This is a genomic window from Devosia limi DSM 17137, from assembly GCF_900128975.1.
Lineage (GTDB): Bacteria > Pseudomonadota > Alphaproteobacteria > Rhizobiales > Devosiaceae > Devosia > Devosia limi.
Map to the genome: position 1 here is coordinate 138257 of NZ_FQVC01000008.1, position 19876 is coordinate 158132.

Annotated in this window: 25 protein-coding genes; 8 read left to right on the forward strand and 17 right to left on the reverse strand. The window is 62.3% G+C overall.

From position 1 onward, the window contains the following. Positions 1-154 precede the first annotated feature (154 nt). The 11 genes from BUA69_RS13795 to BUA69_RS13845 form a co-directional block, all read right to left on the reverse strand. Entirely contained in the window at positions 155-1354 is a 1200-nt protein-coding gene (locus BUA69_RS13795) for a UxaA family hydrolase (RefSeq protein ID WP_046136059.1), read from the reverse strand. Further along, a complete protein-coding gene (locus BUA69_RS13800; RefSeq protein WP_046136060.1) occupies positions 1351-1659 on the reverse strand; it encodes a UxaA family hydrolase in 309 nt (102 codons plus the stop codon). Before BUA69_RS13800 ends, BUA69_RS13795 begins: the two co-directional genes overlap by 4 nt. Before the next feature lie 9 nt (positions 1660-1668). Continuing rightward, positions 1669-2358, reverse strand: a complete 690-nt coding sequence (locus BUA69_RS13805; protein ID WP_046136061.1) for an RraA family protein — start codon at positions 2356-2358, stop codon at positions 1669-1671. Positions 2359-2377: 19 nt separating this feature from the next. Then, positions 2378-3658 carry a TRAP transporter large permease gene (locus BUA69_RS13810; protein ID WP_046136062.1) on the reverse strand — a complete coding sequence of 427 codons (1281 nt, stop codon included), beginning with the start codon at positions 3656-3658 and terminating at the stop codon, positions 2378-2380. Further along, positions 3655-4125, reverse strand: a complete 471-nt coding sequence (locus BUA69_RS13815) for a TRAP transporter small permease (protein ID WP_046136063.1) — start codon at positions 4123-4125, stop codon at positions 3655-3657. Before BUA69_RS13815 ends, BUA69_RS13810 begins: the two co-directional genes overlap by 4 nt. A gap of 82 nt (positions 4126-4207) precedes the next feature. Further along, the gene (locus tag BUA69_RS13820) at positions 4208-5182 is read right to left on the reverse strand and encodes a C4-dicarboxylate TRAP transporter substrate-binding protein (protein ID WP_046136064.1); all 975 of its coding nucleotides are present in this window, start codon (positions 5180-5182) and stop codon (positions 4208-4210) included. A gap of 44 nt (positions 5183-5226) precedes the next feature. Continuing rightward, positions 5227-6000: an SDR family NAD(P)-dependent oxidoreductase gene (locus tag BUA69_RS13825; RefSeq protein WP_046136065.1), complete on the reverse strand. Its 774-nt coding sequence runs from the start codon at positions 5998-6000 to the stop codon at positions 5227-5229. Between the two features lie 9 nt (positions 6001-6009). Then, positions 6010-7023: a zinc-binding alcohol dehydrogenase family protein gene (locus BUA69_RS13830; protein ID WP_046136066.1), complete on the reverse strand. Its 1014-nt coding sequence runs from the start codon at positions 7021-7023 to the stop codon at positions 6010-6012. Next, positions 7020-7730, reverse strand: coding sequence for a FadR/GntR family transcriptional regulator (locus BUA69_RS13835; RefSeq protein WP_046136067.1), 711 nt, complete (start codon positions 7728-7730; stop codon positions 7020-7022). Before BUA69_RS13835 ends, BUA69_RS13830 begins: the two co-directional genes overlap by 4 nt. A 270-nt stretch (positions 7731-8000) precedes the next feature. Continuing rightward, on the reverse strand, positions 8001-8837 hold the full coding sequence (locus BUA69_RS13840) for an alpha/beta hydrolase family protein (protein ID WP_052950645.1): 837 nt from the start codon (positions 8835-8837) through the stop codon (positions 8001-8003). Positions 8838-8907: 70 nt separating this feature from the next. After that, positions 8908-9390, reverse strand: coding sequence for an Lrp/AsnC family transcriptional regulator (locus BUA69_RS13845; RefSeq protein WP_046136068.1), 483 nt, complete (start codon positions 9388-9390; stop codon positions 8908-8910). Between the two features lie 112 nt (positions 9391-9502). Between BUA69_RS13845 and hppD the strand changes: the two genes are divergently transcribed. Together hppD and BUA69_RS13855 are read left to right on the forward strand one after the other, a co-directional pair. Further along, entirely contained in the window at positions 9503-10606 is a 1104-nt protein-coding gene (gene hppD / locus BUA69_RS13850) for a 4-hydroxyphenylpyruvate dioxygenase (protein WP_046136069.1), read from the forward strand. Next, complete coding sequence (locus BUA69_RS13855; RefSeq protein ID WP_052950646.1) at positions 10603-10974, forward strand: Rieske (2Fe-2S) protein; 372 nt, start codon at positions 10603-10605, stop codon at positions 10972-10974. The genes hppD and BUA69_RS13855 overlap by 4 nt, the downstream gene beginning before the upstream one ends. 24 nt (positions 10975-10998) lie before the next feature. On the opposite strand, the gene BUA69_RS13860 is transcribed toward BUA69_RS13855, so the two are convergent. After that, positions 10999-11730 (reverse strand): phosphodiester glycosidase family protein, encoded by a 732-nt coding sequence (locus BUA69_RS13860; protein ID WP_046136158.1) that lies wholly within the window; start codon positions 11728-11730, stop codon positions 10999-11001. 331 nt (positions 11731-12061) lie between these two features. Here BUA69_RS13860 and msrA point away from each other — a divergent pair, with 331 nt between their 5' ends. Next, positions 12062-12790, forward strand: a complete 729-nt coding sequence (gene msrA / locus BUA69_RS13865; RefSeq protein ID WP_046136070.1) for a peptide-methionine (S)-S-oxide reductase MsrA — start codon at positions 12062-12064, stop codon at positions 12788-12790. Between the two features lie 43 nt (positions 12791-12833). On the opposite strand, the gene BUA69_RS13870 is transcribed toward msrA, so the two are convergent. Then, a complete protein-coding gene (locus tag BUA69_RS13870; RefSeq protein ID WP_046136071.1) occupies positions 12834-13088 on the reverse strand; it encodes a YjhX family toxin in 255 nt (84 codons plus the stop codon). A gap of 308 nt (positions 13089-13396) precedes the next feature. Here BUA69_RS13870 and BUA69_RS13875 point away from each other — a divergent pair, with 308 nt between their 5' ends. The 4 genes from BUA69_RS13875 to gatB are packed head-to-tail and all read left to right on the forward strand — an operon-like array spanning position 13397 to position 16255. Then, entirely contained in the window at positions 13397-13711 is a 315-nt protein-coding gene (locus BUA69_RS13875) for a chorismate mutase (RefSeq protein WP_082093900.1), read from the forward strand. Positions 13712-13728: 17 nt separating this feature from the next. After that, a complete protein-coding gene (locus BUA69_RS13880; RefSeq protein ID WP_046136072.1) occupies positions 13729-14238 on the forward strand; it encodes a GNAT family N-acetyltransferase in 510 nt (169 codons plus the stop codon). Next, on the forward strand, positions 14238-14756 hold the full coding sequence (locus BUA69_RS13885; protein ID WP_052950647.1) for a GNAT family N-acetyltransferase: 519 nt from the start codon (positions 14238-14240) through the stop codon (positions 14754-14756). Before BUA69_RS13880 ends, BUA69_RS13885 begins: the two co-directional genes overlap by 1 nt. Then, positions 14753-16255 (forward strand): Asp-tRNA(Asn)/Glu-tRNA(Gln) amidotransferase subunit GatB, encoded by a 1503-nt coding sequence (gene gatB, locus BUA69_RS13890; RefSeq protein WP_046136074.1) that lies wholly within the window; start codon positions 14753-14755, stop codon positions 16253-16255. Before BUA69_RS13885 ends, gatB begins: the two co-directional genes overlap by 4 nt. Positions 16256-16285: 30 nt before the next feature. Here gatB and BUA69_RS21020 read toward each other — a convergent pair whose 3' ends face one another. After that, positions 16286-16495 carry a hypothetical protein gene (locus BUA69_RS21020; protein ID WP_046136075.1) on the reverse strand — a complete coding sequence of 70 codons (210 nt, stop codon included), beginning with the start codon at positions 16493-16495 and terminating at the stop codon, positions 16286-16288. A 93-nt stretch (positions 16496-16588) separates the two neighbouring features. Between BUA69_RS21020 and BUA69_RS13900 the strand changes: the two genes are divergently transcribed. Beyond that, on the forward strand, positions 16589-17038 hold the full coding sequence (locus BUA69_RS13900; protein ID WP_046136076.1) for a VOC family protein: 450 nt from the start codon (positions 16589-16591) through the stop codon (positions 17036-17038). Here the strand turns inward: BUA69_RS13900 and BUA69_RS13905 are convergent. The 3 genes from BUA69_RS13905 to purM all read right to left on the reverse strand — a co-directional run bounded on the left by BUA69_RS13905 (position 16985) and on the right by purM (position 19785). Further along, a complete protein-coding gene (locus BUA69_RS13905; RefSeq protein WP_046136077.1) occupies positions 16985-17878 on the reverse strand; it encodes a DMT family transporter in 894 nt (297 codons plus the stop codon). The genes BUA69_RS13900 and BUA69_RS13905 overlap by 54 nt on opposite strands. Positions 17879-18121: 243 nt before the next feature. Beyond that, a complete protein-coding gene (gene purN, locus BUA69_RS13910) occupies positions 18122-18712 on the reverse strand; it encodes a phosphoribosylglycinamide formyltransferase (RefSeq protein ID WP_244468789.1) in 591 nt (196 codons plus the stop codon). Then, entirely contained in the window at positions 18709-19785 is a 1077-nt protein-coding gene (gene purM, locus BUA69_RS13915; protein WP_046136078.1) for a phosphoribosylformylglycinamidine cyclo-ligase, read from the reverse strand. The genes purN and purM overlap by 4 nt, the downstream gene beginning before the upstream one ends. Between the last annotated feature and the right edge of the window lie 91 nt (positions 19786-19876).

A 19876-nucleotide genomic window follows, 5' to 3' on the forward strand; every position in this document is an offset into this window, starting at 1 on the left:
GATCCTGCCTCCGGTCTGGACGCCGGGCTGCCGCGCCGGGCCGGTGCCAATCCCGGCCCAGGTGAGAACGCCGTGCGTATGGACCACAAGACAAAGCGTCCGCCTCAGGTCGAAGCGGACGCTTTCGCTGTGACGCATGGGCTGGCGGTCGCCGTCAGCTGGGCAGGCAGGCCGGACCGGCGGGTTCAAAGGACTTGTAGGTCAGGATGAATTCGCGGTGCCCCAGCGCCTCGGACTTGGTCTGGGCCCCGGCGGCGACGGACTGGATCAACTCGAAAATCTCGGCCCCGACCTCATCGAGGCTGGCAGCGCCTTCCAGAATGCGGCCGGCATCGACGTCCATGTCGTCTTCCATCCGCCGATAGGTGTCTGGATTGGCGCAGACCTTGATGACCGGGGCAATCGCGGAGCCGACCACCGAACCACGGCCGGTGACGAACAGCGTCATATGGCTGCCCGAGGCGATCAGCTCGACGATTTCGGCGGTGTCGGAGATATTGGGGAAGCCGTAGCGGACCTCGCCATCAGGAACCACGTCCATCAGATAGAGCCCGCCACGCGGCGGCACGGTGCCCGGCTTGACGATGCCCGAGATGGGCGATGAGCCCGACTTGGCATAGGCGCCCATCGATTTCTCCTCGATGGTGGACAGACCGCCATCGGCATTGCCGGGAGCAAAGCTGCCATAGCCCAGGGTGGCGTAATAGGTCGCGGCCTTGGCCACCGATGCGCGCAGCTCGTCGCCCAGCTCCGGCGTGACGGCGCGGCTGGCCATGATCTCTTCGCAACCGATCAGTTCGCCGGTTTCCTCGAAGATGCAGGTAGCGCCGGCCGATACCAAGGTGTCGAAGGCGCGGCCAACAGCCGGATTGCCGGTGAGGCCGCTGGTGCCATCGGAGCCGCCGCAGACAGTGCCGATGATCAATTCTTCCACGGCCATCGGCACCGTGGGCGCATCACGCAGCGCCGCGAGCTGTTCCTGAACCCAGGCCTGGCCGGCCTTGATGGTCTTGAGCGAGCCGCCGTCATTTTGAATGGTGAGCGTGTGTACGGGCCGGCCGCTCTTTTCGACGATATCGGCGAGCGAGAACTTGTTGAAGCTCTCGCAGCCGAGCGACAGCAGCAGCACCGCCCCGATATTGGGGTGGGTGCAGAGCTTTTCCATCATCTGCTGCGCATAGGCATTCGGGTAGCAGCCCGGAAAGCCGATCAGATGCACGTCGCCATCGCGGGCCGATGCTACGATTTCGCGGCTGACATGGTGGGCGCATTCGACCAGATAGGCGACGGCCACCACATTGCGGATGCCCTTGCGTCCGTCCGCGCGCGGATATCCGCGCATTGGTGAGCTCATGGCTTGGCCTCCGTGGTGGGTTTGGCGATCACATGGGTGGCCGTGTAGTCGCTCTTGATATTGTGGATATGCACCGAATCCCCGATGGCGATGGCCTGGGTGGCCGAGCCGATCGGGGCACCGTATTTGAGGATTTTCTCGCCGGTGCGGATCGCCTGCCGGGCGATCTTGTGGCCGCGGTCGAGCCGGGCGGCGAGCGTCACCGGATGATCCCCGACGACAACGGCTTCGCCGGCCGGGATCGGTTCGCGGGCAACCAGAATATTGTCCTGGGGCGAGAGCAGCAGCAGACGGGGGTCGGTCATGCCAGCTCCTTACATCACGCCGAACGTGCGGAAGGCCTCGGTGGCGCTCATGCCGTTCTTGATGGCCTCTGCGACCTGGTTCTCGGTGCTGACCTTTTCCAGGGCCTTGGTGACGACCTCATCGACGATTGCAGCCGGGATGATCAGCACGCCCTCGTCATCGCCATAGACCAGGTCGCCCGGATTGATGGTGATGCCGCCGATTTCAATGGTGGTGCGATAGTCGATCACCTTGCCGCGCGGTCCCTGATCCTGGGCGTAGACGCCGCGGCAGAAGGTGGGGAAACCCAGGGCCTGGATTTCGCCGACGTCACGCACATAGCCATCCAGCACAGCGCCAGCAGCCTTGAGGTGAGTGGCGCGGGTCGACATCAGCCCGCCCCAGATGGCGTAGTTCAGCGAAGCGCCGGTGGCGATGTAGATTTCGCCTTCCTTGAGATCGTCCAGTGCTTCCAGCATCAGCCCGAACGGCTTGTGCGCGAGCGGACCGGCCGAAGTATCGAGGCCCATGCTGAATACGTCAGCCTCCAGCACCGGCATGGCGCGCCCGGCAATGCGGGTGCCTAGCTCCAGAGGGGCGAGACCGGCCGGCAGGAACTGCTTGCGATAGCCCAGTACATCCAGGATGTCGCCCACCACGGCAGTGAACAGATCCTGCTTGAGAATACGGATGGTCTCCGCCTCGGTACGAATAGTCATGGTCAAATTTCCGTCGGTACTAGCTGCCGCTCGACAGCAGCAGGGAGATTTCGGGGACATAGGTGATGAGCAAGAGGCCGATGACCAGCGCTGCATAAAGGCCCAGCGACTGGCGGGTGAATTCGGCGACGTTGACCTTGGTGATGTTGCAGACCACCAGCATCACAGTGCCGATCGGCGGTGTGAGAGTGCCAACCGAGAGGTTGACGATGAGAATAATGCCGAAATGGACGGGGTCGATCCCCATGGCCAGAACGGTCGGCATCAGCAAGGGCACCAGCACGATCATCAGCGCCGTGCCTTCCAGGAGGCACCCGAGCCCCAGAAACAGGACATTGAGCAGCAGCAGGAACAGGTACTTGTTGTCGCTGATGGCGACGATGCTGGCGGCGAGGGACTGGCCAACCTGCTCGAGCGAGAACACCCAGGCCAGGGCCGAGCTGGCCATGATGATCAACATGACCGACGCCGTCGACTTGGCGGTTTCGACCAGCGCATTGCCCACATGGGACAGCCGCATTTCGCGATAGACGATGAAGCCGATGAAGATCACGAAGGCCACGGCAAAGGCACCGGCCTCGGTGGGGGTGAAGATATTGGCGCGGATGCCGCCGATAACAGCGAACACCAGCAATACCGCCGGCCAGGCCGAGAACAGGGTGGCGCCGACTTCAGCGCTTTTGGGCCAGCTGGTGCGGGTCGGCTTGTAGCCACGGCGCACCGAAATCCAGTAGGTGGCGATCAGCAGCAGCACGGCCAGCATCAGGCCGGGCAGAATGCCGGCCATGAACATGCGGCCCACCGAGACGTTGGCGAGCAGGGCATAGATGATCAGCGCGATGCCGGGCGGGATGATCGGGGTGATCAGCGAACCAAAGGCGGTGACCGCCGCTGCGAAGCCGCGATCATAACCCTGCTTTTCCATTTCCGGCACCATCATGCGCGCGGTCATGGCAGCATCGGCAAGGTTGGAGGCGCTGAGGCCGCCCATCAGGGTCGAGAGCATTACGTTTGCCATGGCCATGCCGCCGCGGAAGCGGCCGACCAGCAGGTCTGCAACGCTGAGCATGCGGCGCGCAATGCCGGTATGGCCCATCAGGGTGCCGAGCAGGATGAAGAACGGGATCGCCAGCAGCGAGACGTTCTGCGTCGGGCTGATCAGGCGCTGAATGGCGATGGTGATGGGGACCTGATTGAAGAACAGGAAATAGACCAGCACGGCCACAAGAATGGCAATGTAGAGGCGCATATTGAGGGCAATAAGCGCCAGCATGACGAGAATTACGGTGGTCAGGGTCATTCTGCGTCGTCCTTGGCGAGGGCGCGGAAGCCCTTGATGGCGTCGATCAGCATGTAGAAGGCGATGCCGACGGCCCCTACGGGAATGGCGATATCGATCCAGAGCCAGGAAATGCGCAGGATGGAGGTGACCTTGAACTGCACCGACAGCGCCAGTTGCAGACCGATCCATCCGACATAGAGAATGACAGCGACCGAGACGAGGCCGACAACGGCGTTGACGAGAAGGCGTGCCCGCCGGGGCAGGGCATCGGTCACAAGCGAGATGGAAAGATGCTGGCCGTCGCGTTCGGCGGCGATGGCGCCAATCATCACGATCCAGATCAACAGCATGCCGCTGACTTCTTCAGACCAGTGAACGGGCTGTCCGACCGCGTAGCGCATGATCACCGCGTAGTTGGCGATGCCAACCAGCACCAGCAGCGGAATGGCCGCCAGCCAGTTGATCGGCTTTTCTAGGAACTTCATTGTCGTCTCCGGAACAGCAACCGACCCGACTGGGGCGCGCAGCTTGGGGGATGCGGCGGGCAGGGCGCCCGCCGCGCACGAATTACTGGATTTCGGCCTGGATCAGGTCGTAAAGGCCAGGGGTCCATTCCGGGAACTCGGAGTAGACCTTCATGCTCAGTTCCTTGAAGGGTGCGGTGTCGACTTCGATGACTTCGACCCCGGCAGCCTTCATTTCGTCGACCATCTTGGCGTCCAGATCGGTGATGAGCTTCTGGCTGTAAAGGCCGGCTTCGTAAGCCGTTTCCTGGATCAGTGCTGCATCTTCAGGCGCCAGCGTCGAGAAATAGGCCTCGCCGCCGATGAACATCGCCGTATTGGTCAGGTAGTTGATCATCGAGAGGTACTTGGCCTCTTCGTGGAACTTCTGGCCGTAAAGCACGGCAATCGGGTTTTCCACGCCGTCGATCACGCCCTGCGCCAGGGCGCCAAAGGTTTCGCCCAGCGGCATTGGGGTCGCGGTTGCGCCCATCGCCTCAAGAATCTTGATCTGCATGATGTTATTGGGAACGCGGATCTTCATGCCCTGCAGGTCGGCAGGGGTGCGAACCGGCTTGGTGGTGATCAGTTGGCGCACGCCATAGAGCAGGTTCGGCATCACGATCCGCACGCCCTTGGCGCGCAGGGCTTCGTCCTTGGCCTTGAACCACTCGCCGTCATAGATGGCGAACAGCTTTGCCGGATCATCGGTCAGATAGGGCCCGAACAGCACGCCCAGGTCGGGCTCGTAATCGGCGAGGAAGCCGACATCGCTGATCTGCACCACGTTGAGACCGGCAATGGCCTGCTCGGTCACGTCGGCCTTGGAGCCCATCTGCGAGCTGGGATAGAGCTCCAGCGCGATGCGGCCGCCGCTCTTTTCGGCAACCAGGTCTTTCCAGTAATTGGCGACGATATCGACCGGCTCGCCTGGATTGTTTTCATAGGCCACGCGCAGCTTGACGTCCTGAGCAGCAGCACCGGTGATGCCCAGGGCAAGGACGCAGACAGCGACGCTGCCGGCAAGTTTCTTCAACATGTATTCGTTCCTCCAGCTAGATTTTTCGGCAGAATGCCGCGGGCTTAAAACCCGATGACTCCCCCACCGTCGACGACGAGGGTTTGTCCAGTCACATAGGCAGCAGCGGGGGATGCGAGATAAACGCAGGCCCAGCCTATGTCGTCCGGCTGCCCCAAAGTGTTGGTTTGGATGCGGCCAAGGATTTTTGCCTTGCGCGCCGGATCGGCGGCAGTGGCGGCGCGGAACAGATCGGTGTCGATCCAGCCCGGCGCGACGGCATTGACGCGGATGCCTCGTCCGGCGAATTCCGCCGACAGGCCACGCACAATGCCGGTAATGGCGGTTTTTGAGGCGGTGTAGCCCAGCACCATCGGCTGCCCGATAAACGAGGTCATCGAGGCGGTGAAGATCACCGAACCGGTGCCGCGTTCGAGCTGCGGACCGAGCAGGGCGCGGGTCAGTTCCAGCGCGCCGCGCACATGCACGTCGAACACCTGATCGAAATCAGCCATGGTCGACTGCTCGAACGGCTTCTTGACGGTGTTGCCGGCATTATTGACCAGAATATCGATTGGTCCCTGCCGTTCGAGAATTCCGGCGGCCGTTGCCGCAACGCTGTCCACATCGGCAAGGTCGATCGTTTCAGCCACGGCCATGTCGCCGATATCGGCCACGGCGGCGTCCAGTACGTCGCGCCGGCGACCGGCAAGGATGACGCGCGCCCCGGCGCTGGCCATGCAGCGGGCAATGGCGAGGCCGAGGCCCGAACCGCCACCGGTGACAAGCGCTGTCTTTCCCGCCAGACCAAAGGCCTGGCTCCAATTCGGCAGTGTCATGGGGCGGTCCTAGACTTCGATCATGATCTTGAGCGCGTCGGGATGGCTGGCCCAATGGGGCAGCGCCTGATCGGCCTGGGCGAAGGGGAAGGTGCGCGTTACCAGCCCATCAGCGGCGTCGCCCAGCGTTTCGAGATAGGCGATCACAGCCTCGAAATCGGCCATGGTCGCATTGCGCGAGCCCATGATGTCGAGTTCCTTGAGATTGAAGAACCGCGTCTCATAGGTGACCGGGGCCTTGGAATAGCCAACATAGACCACCCGCCCGGCAAAGCCCGCCAGATCGATGGCCTGGGTGAACGTCACCGGCAGGCCGACGGCTTCCACCACCACGTCGGCACCGTCGCCATTGGTCAGCGCCTCGATGCGCTCAGCCACGTTCTCGCTGGAAGCATCAACGGCATGGGCCGCGCCAAAACGGGTGGCGTAGGCGGCCTTGTCGGCGTTGACGTCAATGGCAATCACCCGGGCGCCGCGGGCTGCAGCGGCGACGATAGCGCCCATCCCGATCATGCCACAGCCGATCACAACGACAGTGTCGCCTGCACCTACCGTCCCGCGGGCAACGGCATGAAAACCCACCGAGAGCGGTTCGACTAGCGCCAGATGGCGCGCCGCCAGAGTGTCGTTGGTGATGAGCTTGCCATAGGGCAGCACGATCGACTCGGCGAGCCCACCATCCTGCTGCACGCCCAGCGTCTTGTTGTAGCGGCAGGCATTGGTGCGGCCCTTGCGGCAGGACGAACACGTGCCGCAACTGGTGTAAGGCAGCACGACGACGCGCTGGCCAATGGCGTAACCAGCCGGAACTTCAGGCCCCAGGGCGGCGATCTCTCCGCCAATTTCATGGCCGGGAATGCGCGGCAGGGTGACGAGCGGGTTCAACCCCCGAAAGGTGTTCAGATCGCTGCCGCAGAGGCCGACATGGCGCACGCGCACCAGCACCTCGCCCGGTCCGGGCGTGCGTTCGGCAACGTCGTGCAGGGCGGAGCGCCCTTCGGCTTCGATCATCAACGCTTTCATGGGGCAGGCTCCGTAGTGACAGGCAAGGCCATGTCGCGGGTCATAGTTTCCTCCAGCACCCCTTCGCTATAGCGATAGTGATCGGTGCAGGCGGCGAGCAGTTCGGGATAGGAACGACGCCGCAGGGCGTCGACGATGGAGAGGTGGTTGTCGGCCGACGCAATGTCGTGGCGCGGCACGTGCTTGCCGATCTCCATGTAGAAAACGATGCTCTGGGCGAGGACGCGGTAGAGCTTGCGGATCACCGCATTGCCCGAGGCTTCGACCATCATATTGTGGAAGGCATAGTCGGCCTCGGCTGCCTGCCGGGCCGTCAACGCCCGCTCCATGCGCCGCACCAGATCCTCCAGCTTGTCGATATCGGCGTCGGAAATATTGGTGACGACGGACGGCAGGATCCCGAGCTCGATGATGCGGCGGAACTCCAGCAGGTCCTTGCAGGTGTTCAGGCTGCGGTCGAAATACTGCGCGAAAACGTTGAACGCCACCGCGATGTCTGGGGTGCAGACCCGCGGCCCCCGCTGGGTCTTTTCCACATAGCCATAGGCCTCCAGCACGATCAGGGCTTCGCGCACGGTATTGCGCCCAACCCCGAAACGTTCGGCGAAAAGCCGCTCGTTGGGCAGGTAGTCGCCTGGCTGATATTGCGTCTGGATTTCGGTTTTAAGCGCCTCCAGCACGCTTTGAACCGCCGATACGCGAACCATTCCTCACTCCATGGTCCAACAATGGTACCAATGTGTGGTATGGAAGATGCAAAGCGGTGTCAATGCCCGCTTTGGGCCTGCTCGACACATTATCCACGGGGGAATCTGGGGCCGTGCCCTCGCCGAAAAGCCGGCTGAATGCATCTGGACGCCGGAGAAATCTCTGGCCGTCGATCATGAGCGCGACCGTTTCAACGGACATAAAAAAGGCCTCAGCGAGAGGCTGAGGCCGTCATTCATGCGGTCTGTGGCGCGCTATTCGTGCGCGTCTCAGAGCGAGCTTTTGAACCAATCGACCGTTAACTGGGAGAGCCTGTCGAAGGCGGCCATGTCGCCGGAGAAGATGTTGAACGTGTGATCGGCCCCGGCAATGATCTCCTTCTGCTTGTTCGCCGAGCCAACGGCAGCAAGAATGGTGTCGGTCACAGCGGGCGCGACGACATCATCATTGGCGCCGGCAATCGCCAACACCGCGCCACTGTAACCCGCGAGGTCCTTGGCGAGATCGAGGGCGCGCACTTCATCATACCAGGCCAGCGAACGGTTCAGGGCCGGGCGCCAGTCAAACTCGACGACGGCAAAACCATTCTTCTGCGCCTCGGCATATTCCTCTGGGCTGAAACCGGTCATATCGACCACACCGGCCCAGGTCACGAGGCTGCGCACATCCGGCGTGTGGCTCGCGGTCAGCATCGCGACCAGACCACCCTGGCTCCACCCCAACAGACCCAGTCGGGCATCATCAATTTGCTCAAGCCCACGCATATGGGCGATGACGTCGAGCCCATCCTGCATGCCGCTGCTCGGCGTATATTCAAGATATTCAGCGGGGCTGTCGCCATTTCCGGCGAAGTCGAAGCGGGCGCTGGCGATCCCTGCCGCCGCCAGTTTGGGCGCCAGCAGGTCATAACCCCCACCGGCCTCGTGGCGGTCAGATCCAGTGCCATGGAACATCACGACAAATGGAAACGGTCCATCGCCTTCCGGTAGCGTGATCGTCGCCGGAATCTGGCGGTCCGTTCCCGCGATCATTACTGTCTCATCGGCGGCCTGCGCCAGTGTCGGCAGCGCAAGTAGGGCGATCGATAGTGCCGTGAACATCTTCATTGCAGCCTGTCCCTCAAACAGTTGGATTGCATCGTAAATCTACCTGCTAATCGCCGTCATACAAGCGTGGTCACAAGCCGCCATGGCGCAGCGGCAGGCCGCCCGATTGCTTGAGCGTCGTCAACACGATCTCGGAACGAACCTGACCGATCCGGCCATAGGGCAACAGGTGACGGTGGATGAACTCGGCGAAATGCTCAAGGTCGCGCGCCGTAACATGCAGGACATAGTCGGCGTCGCCCGAAACCGAATAGGCGGCTCGCACCTGCGGAAACGCCTCGAGATAGGTTGCGAAATCCTCGGCCTGGGCCTTGCCGTGTGACGACAGATTAACCCGCACAAAGGCCTCCACCGTAAACCCGAGCTTTGCAGTATTGAGCCGCGCCGTGTAGCCCTCGATATAGCCGGAGGCCTCCAGCGCCGCCTTGCGCCGGGAGCATTGCGAAGCCGACAGATTGACGCGTTCGGCAAGCTGCGCATTGGTCAGCGACCCATCTGCCTGTAGTGCCGACAAGATTGCGTAGTCGAATGCATCCAGCGTGATTTCTTGCATCAAACAGCCCATTCATGCGTCGATTATGCAGATTTCGAGCCAGATGACCGCAGAATGCAAGCCAAATCTGCTCGCCCCAGTGCATCCTCGTTCCATCCTGGAGTAGGATCATATGGGCCCTTACCCGCACGACGCGCCGCCGCCGACCATCAGCGAAGCCAACCCGGCTGGTACCGATGGCTTTGAATTCGTTGAATTCGCCCACCCCCAAGCCGGCAAGCTCGAAACCCTGTTCGAGGCCATGGGCTATGAACTGGTGGCGCGACACCGCAGCAAGGATATTGTCGTCTACCGCCAGGGCGACATCAATTATGTGATCAACCGCGAGCCGGGCACGCACGCTGCCGCCTTCGTGGCCGAGAAGGGCCCTTGCGCCCCCGGCATGGCCTGGCGGGTCGTTGACGCACAGGTCGCGCTCAGGCGGGCGCTCGATCTGGGCGCCAGGGAATATACCGGCAATGGCAAGGCGCTCGACGTGCCCGCCGTCTACGGCATTGGTGGCTCGCTGCTCTACTTCGTCGCTACCTATGGCGCCAAAGGGTCGCCCTATGCGGCGGAGTTCGAATGGACCGGCGCTGTCGATCCCAGGCCCGAGGGCGTCGGTTTCTACTATCTCGATCACCTGACCCACAACGTGATCCGCGGCAACATGGACACCTGGTATCGCTTCTATGCCGACACCTTCAAGTTCCGCGAAATCCGCTATTTCGACATCGCCGGCAAGATGACTGGCCTCACCAGTCGCGCCTTGACGTCGCCCTGCGGCAAAATCCGTATCCCGATCAACGAGAGCGCCGACGACAAGAGCCAGATCGAAGAATATCTGCGCGAGTACAAGGGCGAGGGCATCCAGCACATCGCCGTGGCATCGGAGGATATTTACGCCTCAACTGACGCCATCGCAGCGCGCGGCGTTGAATTTATGCCCGGCCCACCAGACACATATTACGAAATGTCGAAGCGTCGAGTGAAGGGGCATACCGAACCGCTGGACCGGCTGAAGGCGCGCGGCATTCTCATCGATGGCGAAGGCGTCGTCGATGGCGGCACCACGCGCATCCTGCTGCAGATCTTCTCCAAGACCGTGATCGGCCCGATCTTCTTCGAGTTCATCCAGCGCAAGGGTGACGACGGCTTCGGCGAGGGTAACTTCAAGGCCCTGTTTGAGTCGATCGAGGAAGATCAGATTCGTCGTGGCGTGCTCAAATCGGCATGAATCTGGGCTCCGAGACCAGTGAGCCAGACGCGGCGGTGGGCTTTGCCGCCGCCGGTCTGGTAGAGGGTGGGTTACGCATTCTGCAGCTGACAGAGGATGATCAGATCTGGTCGGTGCTGGTCACGCGCCGCAATGGTCAGCTACGGGCCTTCCTCAATGCCTGCCCGCATCAATATCTGCCGCTCGACTTTGCCGGCCCCAATATCCTGAGCGCCGATGGCGCCACGTTGATGTGCTCCATGCATGGGGCGATGTTTGCCATCGAGGACGGGCATTGCGTGACAGGGCCGGCCATGCCCTGCGCGCTGACCGCCGTCGATGTGCTTGAAAAGGATGGCATGGTGCGCCTCGGCGCCATCCGCTGGTAGCCGGAACGGCGGGCCCCCCGCTGCCTATTCTACAACGCCGAGAATCGGGCCAAAGCCACCATGCCAGGACCGGTCATTGCGGCCCATATCCGGGCTGTAGATGCCCACGCCACGGCCACCGTCGAGGAACAGGGCATTGGGGCAAGCCAGTTGATCACGGAACAACCGCGCGAAGTCATGGAAATTGACGCTGGATTCGCTGATGGCAATGCGCACCAGCCCATTCTCGCAAACCCCGACGCCACTGCGCCGGGTTCGATCCGACGAGCCAGCGATAAAGGCCGGATGCAACTGGTTGTCGATGACCAGCATCGGGCCCGATTGCGTCGCCAGTCGCGCAGCGGGCCGCTGTTCGAGAAATGCCTCGGTCGGTAGAACGCCGGCGCCGTTGGCATCGATGAAGAACACGCCATTGGGCTTCTTGAAGAAGTTCGGCACCTTGGCCGGCGGGCCTTCGACGCTGGCGGTGTTGGCGGGGCGCAGCTCCTGCCCATTCTCGATGTAGAGCCCGCTCGGGGAGTAGTCGGGCAGATACATGCCAGCATTCACCCCCAGGCTCAGCGTCCGGCCACCGGCACTGACCGCCTCGGCCACGCTGGAGAAATACCGATGCGGCGCGCCATCGGCATTCTTCCAGAACAGCTGCAGATCATCGACCTGCGGATCGATCGTGCAGACAATATAGCGCTCGCCCTCGAAGGTGTCCGGCGCGCAGAGGCGATCGGCAGCCGCAGCAGGCTGCGGCACCAGCAGCATCGTCACCAGCACCGCCGCAAGGCCCCGCGCGCTGTGGTCAAGAGAGTTCGTCAGCAATGAGCTTTCCTTCATGTCGGCATGCGTCAGCTATTGCGACGGCACTAGCGCCCGATTGCGACCATTTTTGCACCGCCGGGGGACGTCGAGCGAACTCATCGGCTGTCGCGATTGCTCGATCCTGCGCTGAAGTCCGGTGGCGGCTTCCAGCGGATATGGCGGGCAGGGCGCTCGTTCACGTTCTGCTTCATTTCGCTGTGAGGGCGGTGAACTTTTTCCGGCCAGCGACCATATTGGGTCTATCCAAGTTGATGTTTCATCCAAGGTGCCAGCCATGATCCGTCCTGTCGTTCGTGCCGCCAGCCTCTCGCCCAGCAGATCGCTCTGGGCGGCAATCGTGGTTCTGCCCCTGTTGATGGTTGCCGCCTGGAGCGTGTCGGCCCGCGCAGCCGAGGAACCGGTGGTTATTCCCGCGCCGGCGGTCGACATTGCCGATAGCGGGACAAGTGCGGTGGCGGTCTTTGCCGGCGGCTGCTTCTGGGGTGTGCAGGGCGTGTTCCAGCACGTCAAAGGCGTGAGTAATGCGGTTTCGGGCTATTCAGGTGGCGCAGCCGAGACGGCAACCTATCAGCAGACCGGCTCCGGCCAGACCGGCCATGCCGAGACCGTAGAGGTGACCTACGATCCCAGCGTCGTGAGCTATGGCGACCTGCTGCAGATCTATTTTTCGGTGGCCCATAACCCTACGCAGCTGAACTTCCAGGGCCCCGATCACGGCACCCAATATCGTTCGACCATTTTTCCCGTCACCGATGAACAGGCCAAGGTCGCGGCCGATTATATCGCGCAACTGGACGCTGCAAAGCTGTTCTCGGGGCCCATCGTGACCACGATCGAGCCGTTCAAGGCCTTCTATCCTGCCGAGCAGTATCATCAGGATTTTCTGACCCTGAACCCGACCTATCCTTATATCGTCTATAACGACCTGCCCAAGATCGCCGCCCTGCGCGAGCTGTTCCCCAACGAGTATCGCGAGGAGCCGGCGCTGGTCGGCCAGCTCTGATTGAAGCGACCTCCGGCGCCAAATGCACCGGAGGTCGTTTGTCCTAGCGGTTGTCGAAGGCTGTCATCATCCTGATGCCGTCCCGCGTGATGCGGTAAGGCTTGCCGCCCGTTGATGCGATGGCTTTCTTGGCCTTGAGCTGCTTGAACATCGACAGATCGCAATTGGTCATCAGCCAGCCGTCGCGATTGTAGAGTTCAGCATTGAGCAGTTTGCGGTTGTCGTCACGCAGCAGCATGATGCGACCGCCCTGGGCGAGTGCCGTCAGCACCCGGTGTTCCCGTTTGGAGATATTCATTTGAGTTTATCAGCCCGATAGCGGCGGGCGGCGGTCGCGCTGTGACGACTGCAAATCCGGCCCGCGAACAAACGAAATCGACCGCCCGCATCACGCTGGACGGCAGATTGGGTTCATTCCTGCCCCGTCACCGAAGTGTACGGGGCCTCAGCAGGACTCAAATGAATTAGACATAAAGCGTAGCCTTGATTTGCCCGGCCTGTGTAGCGCCGCGCGGGCGGCGATGCCAGAATGGACGACCAGACTTATTGAAATTGCCGTCCTGCCGGTGCAAACCAGCAACAGACATTCTTAGATTGGAAGACGCCGTGACCGCACTCAAGATGCCCGCCCAGTGCACAACCAAGGACGATGTCCGGGTCGAGATCGACCGCATCGATCAGGCCCTGCTCAACCTGTTTGCCGAGCGGCACCGCTACGTGACGCGCATGGCCGAGATCAAGACCGATCCGCACGAGGCGAACGACCCCGCCCGCATCGCCGCGGTGATCGATCGCGTCAGAACCCGGAGTTTGGCTCTTGATCTTGATGAAGATCAGGCCGAACTTGTGTGGCGGACCCTGATCGACTGGAACATCAACTACGAGAAGGGCATCATCGCGGCGCGGCGACGCGCTGACTAGCGAACGGAGTACGGGACATGCCTGGCGTCGTTATTCGCAAAGCCGAAACCGCAGATGCCAGGCGCCTGGCCGATATCTCCTACCGCGCCTGGGAAAGCGGCATCCTGCCGCTTTTGACCGAGCGGCTGGGCATGCGGGAAGCCGAGCAACGCCGCTTGGCCCAGGCAGTTTCCGAAACGCTGGGACGGATCATTGTGGCCGAGGTCGACGGCATTGTCGTCGCCTGGTGCTCGCGGGCAGCCCATCGGGCCTACATTCCTTATCTCTTCGTCATGCCTGAGCTGCAAGGTCATGGCCTGGGCTCGCGCCTGCTGCGCCGCATGGAGACCATGCTGGAGCTGGAGGGCGCCGAGCGGGTGCATCTGGAAACGCCTGCCGATAATGTGCGCGCCGTGCGCTTCTACGAAAAGCAGGGCTATCGCATCCTCGCCATGCGCCCGGACGGTCGCGCGGCCCATGAGCCCTTCATGAGCGTGCGGCTGGAAAAGGTGCTGATGCCCTTTGAAGGCGATATCGACGAGGACTGATGGCTTCCCCGATTATCGTTCGCCCAGCCCGGATTGACGAAGCCGAGGCCCTGGGTGCAATCGGCTTTGATGCCTGGTGTAACAGCGCCTTTGCCGAGCACGACGCCGGCCGGGCCGACCGCGCGGCGCTGCGGGCTGAATTCATCGCCTTCTGCCGGCAATGCCATGCGCGGACCCTGGTTGCCGAACGCGCCGGCGTTCTGTTGGGCTGGGGCGCGCGCGAAAATGACGACTTCCTGATCTCGGATTTGTGGGTCGGTGCCCATGCGCAGGGTCAAGGCGCGGGCGCGGCCTTGCTAGACGCGCTGGAAGTCGGTATCGCCAAGGCAGGATTTGATCATGTCGAACTGGAAACCTATGCCGGCAACACTGGCGCGGTGCGGTTCTACCATCGGCATGGATACCAGACGATCTGGCGCGGGTTGAAGCACTCGCCCAGCCTGAACTACGCATTGGACAAAGTGCGGCTGGCCAAGACACTGGCCGCGCAACCGGACACAGGATTGCCGACAGCATGACCCTTATCGACACTCGCACGCCCAATCCCAAGAGCTTCATCTCCGGTTCGACCGGCGACTGGGAGATCGTCATCGGCATGGAAGTGCACGCCCAGGTGACCAGCGAGAGCAAGTTGTTCTCGGGTTCGTCGACCCAGTTCGGCAATCCGCCCAATGCAAATGTGTCCTTTGTCGATGCTGCCATGCCGGGCATGCTCCCCGTGATCAACGAGGAATGCGTGCGCCAGGCCGTGCGCACCGGCCTCGGCCTCAAGGCGCAGATCAACAAGCGCAGCGTGTTCGACCGCAAGAACTACTTCTATCCCGATCTGCCGCAGGGCTATCAGATCAGCCAGTTCAAGGACCCCATTGTCGGCGAGGGCAAAATCCTGCTCGACATGGGCGAGGATGGCGAGATCGAGATCGGCATCGAGCGCCTGCACCTCGAGCAGGACGCCGGCAAGTCGATCCACGACCAGCACCCGAACATGAGCTTTGTCGATCTGAACCGCTCCGGCGTGGCGCTGATGGAAATCGTCAGCAAGCCCGACCTGCGCTCGTCGGAAGAAGCCAAGACCTATCTGTCCAAGCTGCGCACCATCCTGCGCTATCTCGGCACCTGCGACGGCAATATGGAGCAGGGCTCCATGCGCGCCGACGTCAACGTCTCGGTTCGCCGCCCCGGTGGCGAATTCGGCACCCGCTGCGAAATCAAGAACGTCAACTCCGTGCGCTTTGCCGGGCAGGCGATCGAGTATGAAGCGCGCCGCCAGATCGACATTCTGGAAGACGGCGGCAAGATCGACCAGGAAACCCGCCTGTTCGATCCCAAGCTGGGCGAAACCCGCTCGATGCGCTCCAAGGAAGAAGCCCACGATTATCGCTACTTCCCCGATCCCGACCTGCTGCCGCTGGAGTTCGACCAGGCCTTCATCGATGCGCTGGCCGACAAGCTCCCGGAACTGCCGGACGAGAAGCGCGCTCGCTTCATCGCCGATTACGGCGTCTCGGCCTATGACGCGATGGTGCTGACGCTGGACCGCGAAGCGGCCGATTTCTACGAGACTACCGTCAAGTTCGGTGGCAAGGCGCGGGATGGCAAGCAGGTGGTCAACCTGATCATGGGTGACCTGTCGGCCTATGCCAACACCCAGCAGGTGACCTTCGCCGAGACCCACGTGACGCCCAGCCAGATCGCAGGAATTGCCGATCTGATCGCTGACGGCACGATCTCGACCAAGATCGCCAAGGACGTTCTGGCCCTGATCCTGACCGAGGAAAAGGCTGCCGATCCGGCCGAGCTGGTCGAACGTCGCGGTCTCAAGCAGGTTACCGATCTCGGCGCCATCGAGGCGATCATCGATGAAATCATCGCTGCCAATCCAGATCAGGTCGCCAAGGTCCTGGCTAAGCCAACCATGATCGGCTGGTTTGTCGGTCAGGCCATGAAGGCTTCGGGTGGCAAGGCTAATCCGCAGGCGCTCAACGAATTGATGAAGAAGAAGCTCGGCATCGAATAGCGTAAGCCACGGCCCCACCTGCGCGTTGGTTCAGAGATTGGGGTCGTTGCCCGGCTCGGGCGGCAGTTCCGGCTGGATCGGCGGTTGCGGATCCTCAATGGGCGCCGGATCGTCCGGAAACTCGGCCGGCTGCGGGGTCGGCAGATGCACCGGCATGGGCGGCGCCGGTTCGGGTTGCGGAACAATCTCGGGCTGGCGGCGCGGATCGATATCTGGCTGGGGGCGGTTGGGCTGGTTCATGGGGCACCAACGGATACCGGTCCACCCGGTTCCATAGGGAACCGTGGCGTGTCGCCATCGTTGATGAGGATACTCATGCAGCGAGGGGCACAGATGGCCGTCTTCATCGATCGTGTGATGTTCAACATTCTGGTCAAGGATTTGACCACCAGTGCCGCGTTCTATCGGCAGCTGGCCGATTTTGAGCAGACCTATACCAGCGACTGGTACATCGTCATGACTGCGCCCGGGCTGGCCGGGCTTGAGATCGGGCTGATCGATCAGGTGAGCGAATTCACGCCGCGCTCGGCGGGGGGCATACCCGCAGGCGGCTTCCTGACACTGGTGGTGGACGATGTGTTCGCCGCCTATCAGCGGGCGGGAGAGCTTGGGGTCGAACAGATCGAGCCACCCACGGCGCAGGCCTATGGCCAGACGCGAGCGCTGATCCGCGACCCCAATGGCATCGTCATCGACCTGTCGACGCCCACCGATGCGTTGCCGGTGGGCCTAAGCGGCGGCGGGACGCCCAATCCTGAGGATCCGCCCGTCGATCAGCAATAGGCCCAGGAAGACCACCAGCATGCCGATAATGTGCACGGGCAGGATGGTCTCGCCCAGCAGCGTCACCCCCAGGATAATCGCCACCACCGGCGAGACGAATGTGTTGGAAGCAAAATTGGTGGCGCCGACCCGTGGCAGCATGCGGTACATGATCTGGAAGGTCAGGGCGGTTGAAACTACGGCGAGTGCGAGCCATGCGGCCCAGGTCTCCACCCGCGTGACATGGGGCACGCCCTCGACGACGAAGGCCATGGGCAGCGAAGCGACGGCGGCGCCGGTCAGTGCAATAGTGGCGATTGTGGTGGGATCGATTGCCCGGAAGTTGCGCGCCACATTGAGCGTGATGGCATAGAGGATCGTCGCCAGGAGGCAGACGCCGATGGCCCAGAGCTGACCATTGCCATTGCCGGCTGACAGGGCAGGCGACGCCAGCAGCGCCGCACCTACAAAGCCAGCCAATACGCCCAAGCCCTTGTTAAAGCGGGCTTTCTCGCCACCCGGCCAGAAGTGCGACACGATCACCGTCATGATCGGCGTCAGCGCGTTGATGATGGCGGTCAGCCCACTCGGAATATGTGCCTGGCCGAGTGGGAACAGCGTGAAGGGGATGGCATAGCTGAAAATGCCAAGCAGGCCGAGCTTGATGTAAAGCATGGGGTCACGCGGCAGCGTCTTCTTCATGCCGAAAAAGAAGATCCAGCTGACCACTGCAGCCATGCTGACGCGACCGGCTGCGACCCAGATCGGCCCCAGCTCGCGGATCAGCACTGCATTGAACAGGAAAGAGCAGCCCCAGATGCTGCCGACAAACAAGATCAGCAGCCAGTCCCGTAACGCCATTTGATTCCACTCCATGGAAGCGGCGACGCTATGCCTGTGCGGAACAAAGGTCGAACCGATTCTGACGATCCCATCCATCAATTCTGGTGATGAGCGGAAAGGCGCACCTCGGCCAGTTCCGCAGCCGTAACGGGACGCTCCCACTTTACGGGTGGACGCCGCCCATGGCCGCACTTCTCCGGGCAATATCGGTGCGGAGAAATAGAAGAAATCTAAAGTCCGGCGGAGATGACCGCCACGCGCCTAGCTGTTGAACGCAACTTCACCGGCAGCCAGCATGCGCAGCGCCTCGGGATAGATCCGGTGCTCCTCGACCAGCACCCGGGCCGAGAGTGTGTCCACATCATCGCCCGGCAGGACCGGCACCTCGGCCGCCAGGATCGGCGCTCCTTCGTCCAGTCCCGGGGTAACGAAATGCACTGTGCAACCATGCCTGCTCGCCCCATCGGCGAGCGCGCGTGCGTGTGTGTCCAGTCCCTTGTAGAGCGGCAACAGGGATGGGTGGATGTTGATCATCCGCCCCGCCCAGTGCAGCGTGAATTCAGGGGTCAGGATGCGCATGAAGCCGGCAAGGCAGACAATGTCCACCTCCCAGCTTTCCAGCACCCGGGTCATCACGTCCTCGAATGCCTCGCGGGTCGGGAACTTGCTCTGCGCCAGCGATGCCGTGGCAATGCCCTGCGCGGCAGCGATCTCCAGCCCCTTGGCGGCGGCGCGATTGGACAGCACCCCGACCACCTCGGCCGGATAATCCGGTGCCTTGGTGGCTTCGATCAGGGCGGACATGTTTGAGCCGCGACCAGAGATCAGGATGCCGACCTTCTTGCGGCTCACAGCGACAGCGAACCCTGGAAGGTCACCGGCTCGCCAGTGCGTTCGGTCAGCTTGCCGACGATAGCAGCAGTTTCGCCATCTGCCGTCAGCTGGGCAACGAGCTGCTCTGCATCCTCGGGGGTAACAGCGACCAGCATGCCGACGCCGCAATTGAAGGTGCGCAACATTTCGGGCTCGGATATGCCACCAACATGCGCCAGCCAGCCGAACACCTTGGGAACGGTGATGGCGCCGAGATCGACATGGGCCGCCAGATGCTCGGGCAGCACCCGTGGAATATTGTCGATGAAACCGCCACCGGTAATATGGGCCAGCGCCTTGATGCCGAGGCCCGCCTTGAGCGCGGCCAGCAACGGCTTCACATAGATGCGGGTCGGGGTCAGCAGCGCCTGTGACAGCGACATGCCCGGCGCGAAGGGCGCGTCCATGAACCAGTCGATGCCGGAGAGATCGACAATCTTGCGGACCAGCGAATAGCCATTGGAATGCACGCCCGACGAGGCAATCGCAACCAGCACATCACCCGCGGCGATATCGCGGCGCGGCAGCAGCGTGCCACGCTCTGCGGCACCGACCGCAAAGCCGGCCAGGTCATAGTCATTGCCGTGATACATGCCCGGCATTTCGGCGGTTTCGCCGCCAATCAGCGCGCAGCCCGCAATACGGCAGCCCTCGGCAATGCCTTCGACAATCGCTGTGCCCTGGGCAACGTCCAGCTTGCCGGTGGCAAAGTAGTCGAGGAAGAACAGCGGCTCGGCGCCCTGCACGATGATGTCGTTGACGCACATGGCGACAAGGTCCTGGCCGATCGTGCTGTGATTGCCGGTATCGATGGCGATCTTGAGCTTGGTGCCGACGCCGTCATTGGCCGCCACGAGGACCGGGTCGGTGAACCCGGCCGCCTTGAGGTCGAACAACCCGCCAAATCCGCCAATCTCGCCATCCGCACCGGGACGGCGCGTCGACCGAACAGCCGGCTTGATGGCTTCCACAAGGGCATTGCCAGCATCGATGTCGACGCCCGCCTGCTTGTATGAGAGCCCGTTTGGTGGCAGGTTTTGCTGGTCGGACATGAGCCTCTTGCCAAATTTGGGGAAACCGTGTGCAACCGCACCACGGGAGTCCAAGTCGGTTGAACTTTCCGGAGCCGGCCGCTACACGGCC

What these genes read in the sequence shown, in the direction of transcription:
- BUA69_RS13795 (WP_046136059.1), bottom strand. Translation starts at nt 1,354, where the DNA reads ATGAGCTCACCAATGCGCGGATATCCGCGCGCGGACGGACGCAAGGGC.
- BUA69_RS13800 (WP_046136060.1), bottom strand. Translation starts at nt 1,659, where the DNA reads ATGACCGACCCCCGTCTGCTGCTGCTCTCGCCCCAGGACAATATTCTG.
- BUA69_RS13805 (WP_046136061.1), bottom strand. Translation starts at nt 2,358, where the DNA reads ATGACTATTCGTACCGAGGCGGAGACCATCCGTATTCTCAAGCAGGAT.
- BUA69_RS13810 (WP_046136062.1), bottom strand. Translation starts at nt 3,658, where the DNA reads ATGACCCTGACCACCGTAATTCTCGTCATGCTGGCGCTTATTGCCCTC.
- BUA69_RS13815 (WP_046136063.1), bottom strand. Translation starts at nt 4,125, where the DNA reads ATGAAGTTCCTAGAAAAGCCGATCAACTGGCTGGCGGCCATTCCGCTG.
- BUA69_RS13820 (WP_046136064.1), bottom strand. Translation starts at nt 5,182, where the DNA reads ATGTTGAAGAAACTTGCCGGCAGCGTCGCTGTCTGCGTCCTTGCCCTG.
- BUA69_RS13825 (WP_046136065.1), bottom strand. Translation starts at nt 6,000, where the DNA reads ATGACACTGCCGAATTGGAGCCAGGCCTTTGGTCTGGCGGGAAAGACA.
- BUA69_RS13830 (WP_046136066.1), bottom strand. Translation starts at nt 7,023, where the DNA reads ATGAAAGCGTTGATGATCGAAGCCGAAGGGCGCTCCGCCCTGCACGAC.
- BUA69_RS13835 (WP_046136067.1), bottom strand. Translation starts at nt 7,730, where the DNA reads ATGGTTCGCGTATCGGCGGTTCAAAGCGTGCTGGAGGCGCTTAAAACC.
- BUA69_RS13840 (WP_052950645.1), bottom strand. Translation starts at nt 8,837, where the DNA reads ATGAAGATGTTCACGGCACTATCGATCGCCCTACTTGCGCTGCCGACA.
- BUA69_RS13845 (WP_046136068.1), bottom strand. Translation starts at nt 9,390, where the DNA reads ATGCAAGAAATCACGCTGGATGCATTCGACTACGCAATCTTGTCGGCA.
- hppD (WP_046136069.1), top strand. Translation starts at nt 9,503, where the DNA reads ATGGGCCCTTACCCGCACGACGCGCCGCCGCCGACCATCAGCGAAGCC.
- BUA69_RS13855 (WP_052950646.1), top strand. Translation starts at nt 10,603, where the DNA reads ATGAATCTGGGCTCCGAGACCAGTGAGCCAGACGCGGCGGTGGGCTTT.
- BUA69_RS13860 (WP_046136158.1), bottom strand. Translation starts at nt 11,730, where the DNA reads ATGCTGCTGGTGCCGCAGCCTGCTGCGGCTGCCGATCGCCTCTGCGCG.
- msrA (WP_046136070.1), top strand. Translation starts at nt 12,062, where the DNA reads ATGATCCGTCCTGTCGTTCGTGCCGCCAGCCTCTCGCCCAGCAGATCG.
- BUA69_RS13870 (WP_046136071.1), bottom strand. Translation starts at nt 13,088, where the DNA reads ATGAATATCTCCAAACGGGAACACCGGGTGCTGACGGCACTCGCCCAG.
- BUA69_RS13880 (WP_046136072.1), top strand. Translation starts at nt 13,729, where the DNA reads ATGCCTGGCGTCGTTATTCGCAAAGCCGAAACCGCAGATGCCAGGCGC.
- BUA69_RS13885 (WP_052950647.1), top strand. Translation starts at nt 14,238, where the DNA reads ATGGCTTCCCCGATTATCGTTCGCCCAGCCCGGATTGACGAAGCCGAG.
- gatB (WP_046136074.1), top strand. Translation starts at nt 14,753, where the DNA reads ATGACCCTTATCGACACTCGCACGCCCAATCCCAAGAGCTTCATCTCC.
- BUA69_RS21020 (WP_046136075.1), bottom strand. Translation starts at nt 16,495, where the DNA reads ATGAACCAGCCCAACCGCCCCCAGCCAGATATCGATCCGCGCCGCCAG.
- BUA69_RS13900 (WP_046136076.1), top strand. Translation starts at nt 16,589, where the DNA reads ATGGCCGTCTTCATCGATCGTGTGATGTTCAACATTCTGGTCAAGGAT.
- BUA69_RS13905 (WP_046136077.1), bottom strand. Translation starts at nt 17,878, where the DNA reads ATGGCGTTACGGGACTGGCTGCTGATCTTGTTTGTCGGCAGCATCTGG.
- purM (WP_046136078.1), bottom strand. Translation starts at nt 19,785, where the DNA reads ATGTCCGACCAGCAAAACCTGCCACCAAACGGGCTCTCATACAAGCAG.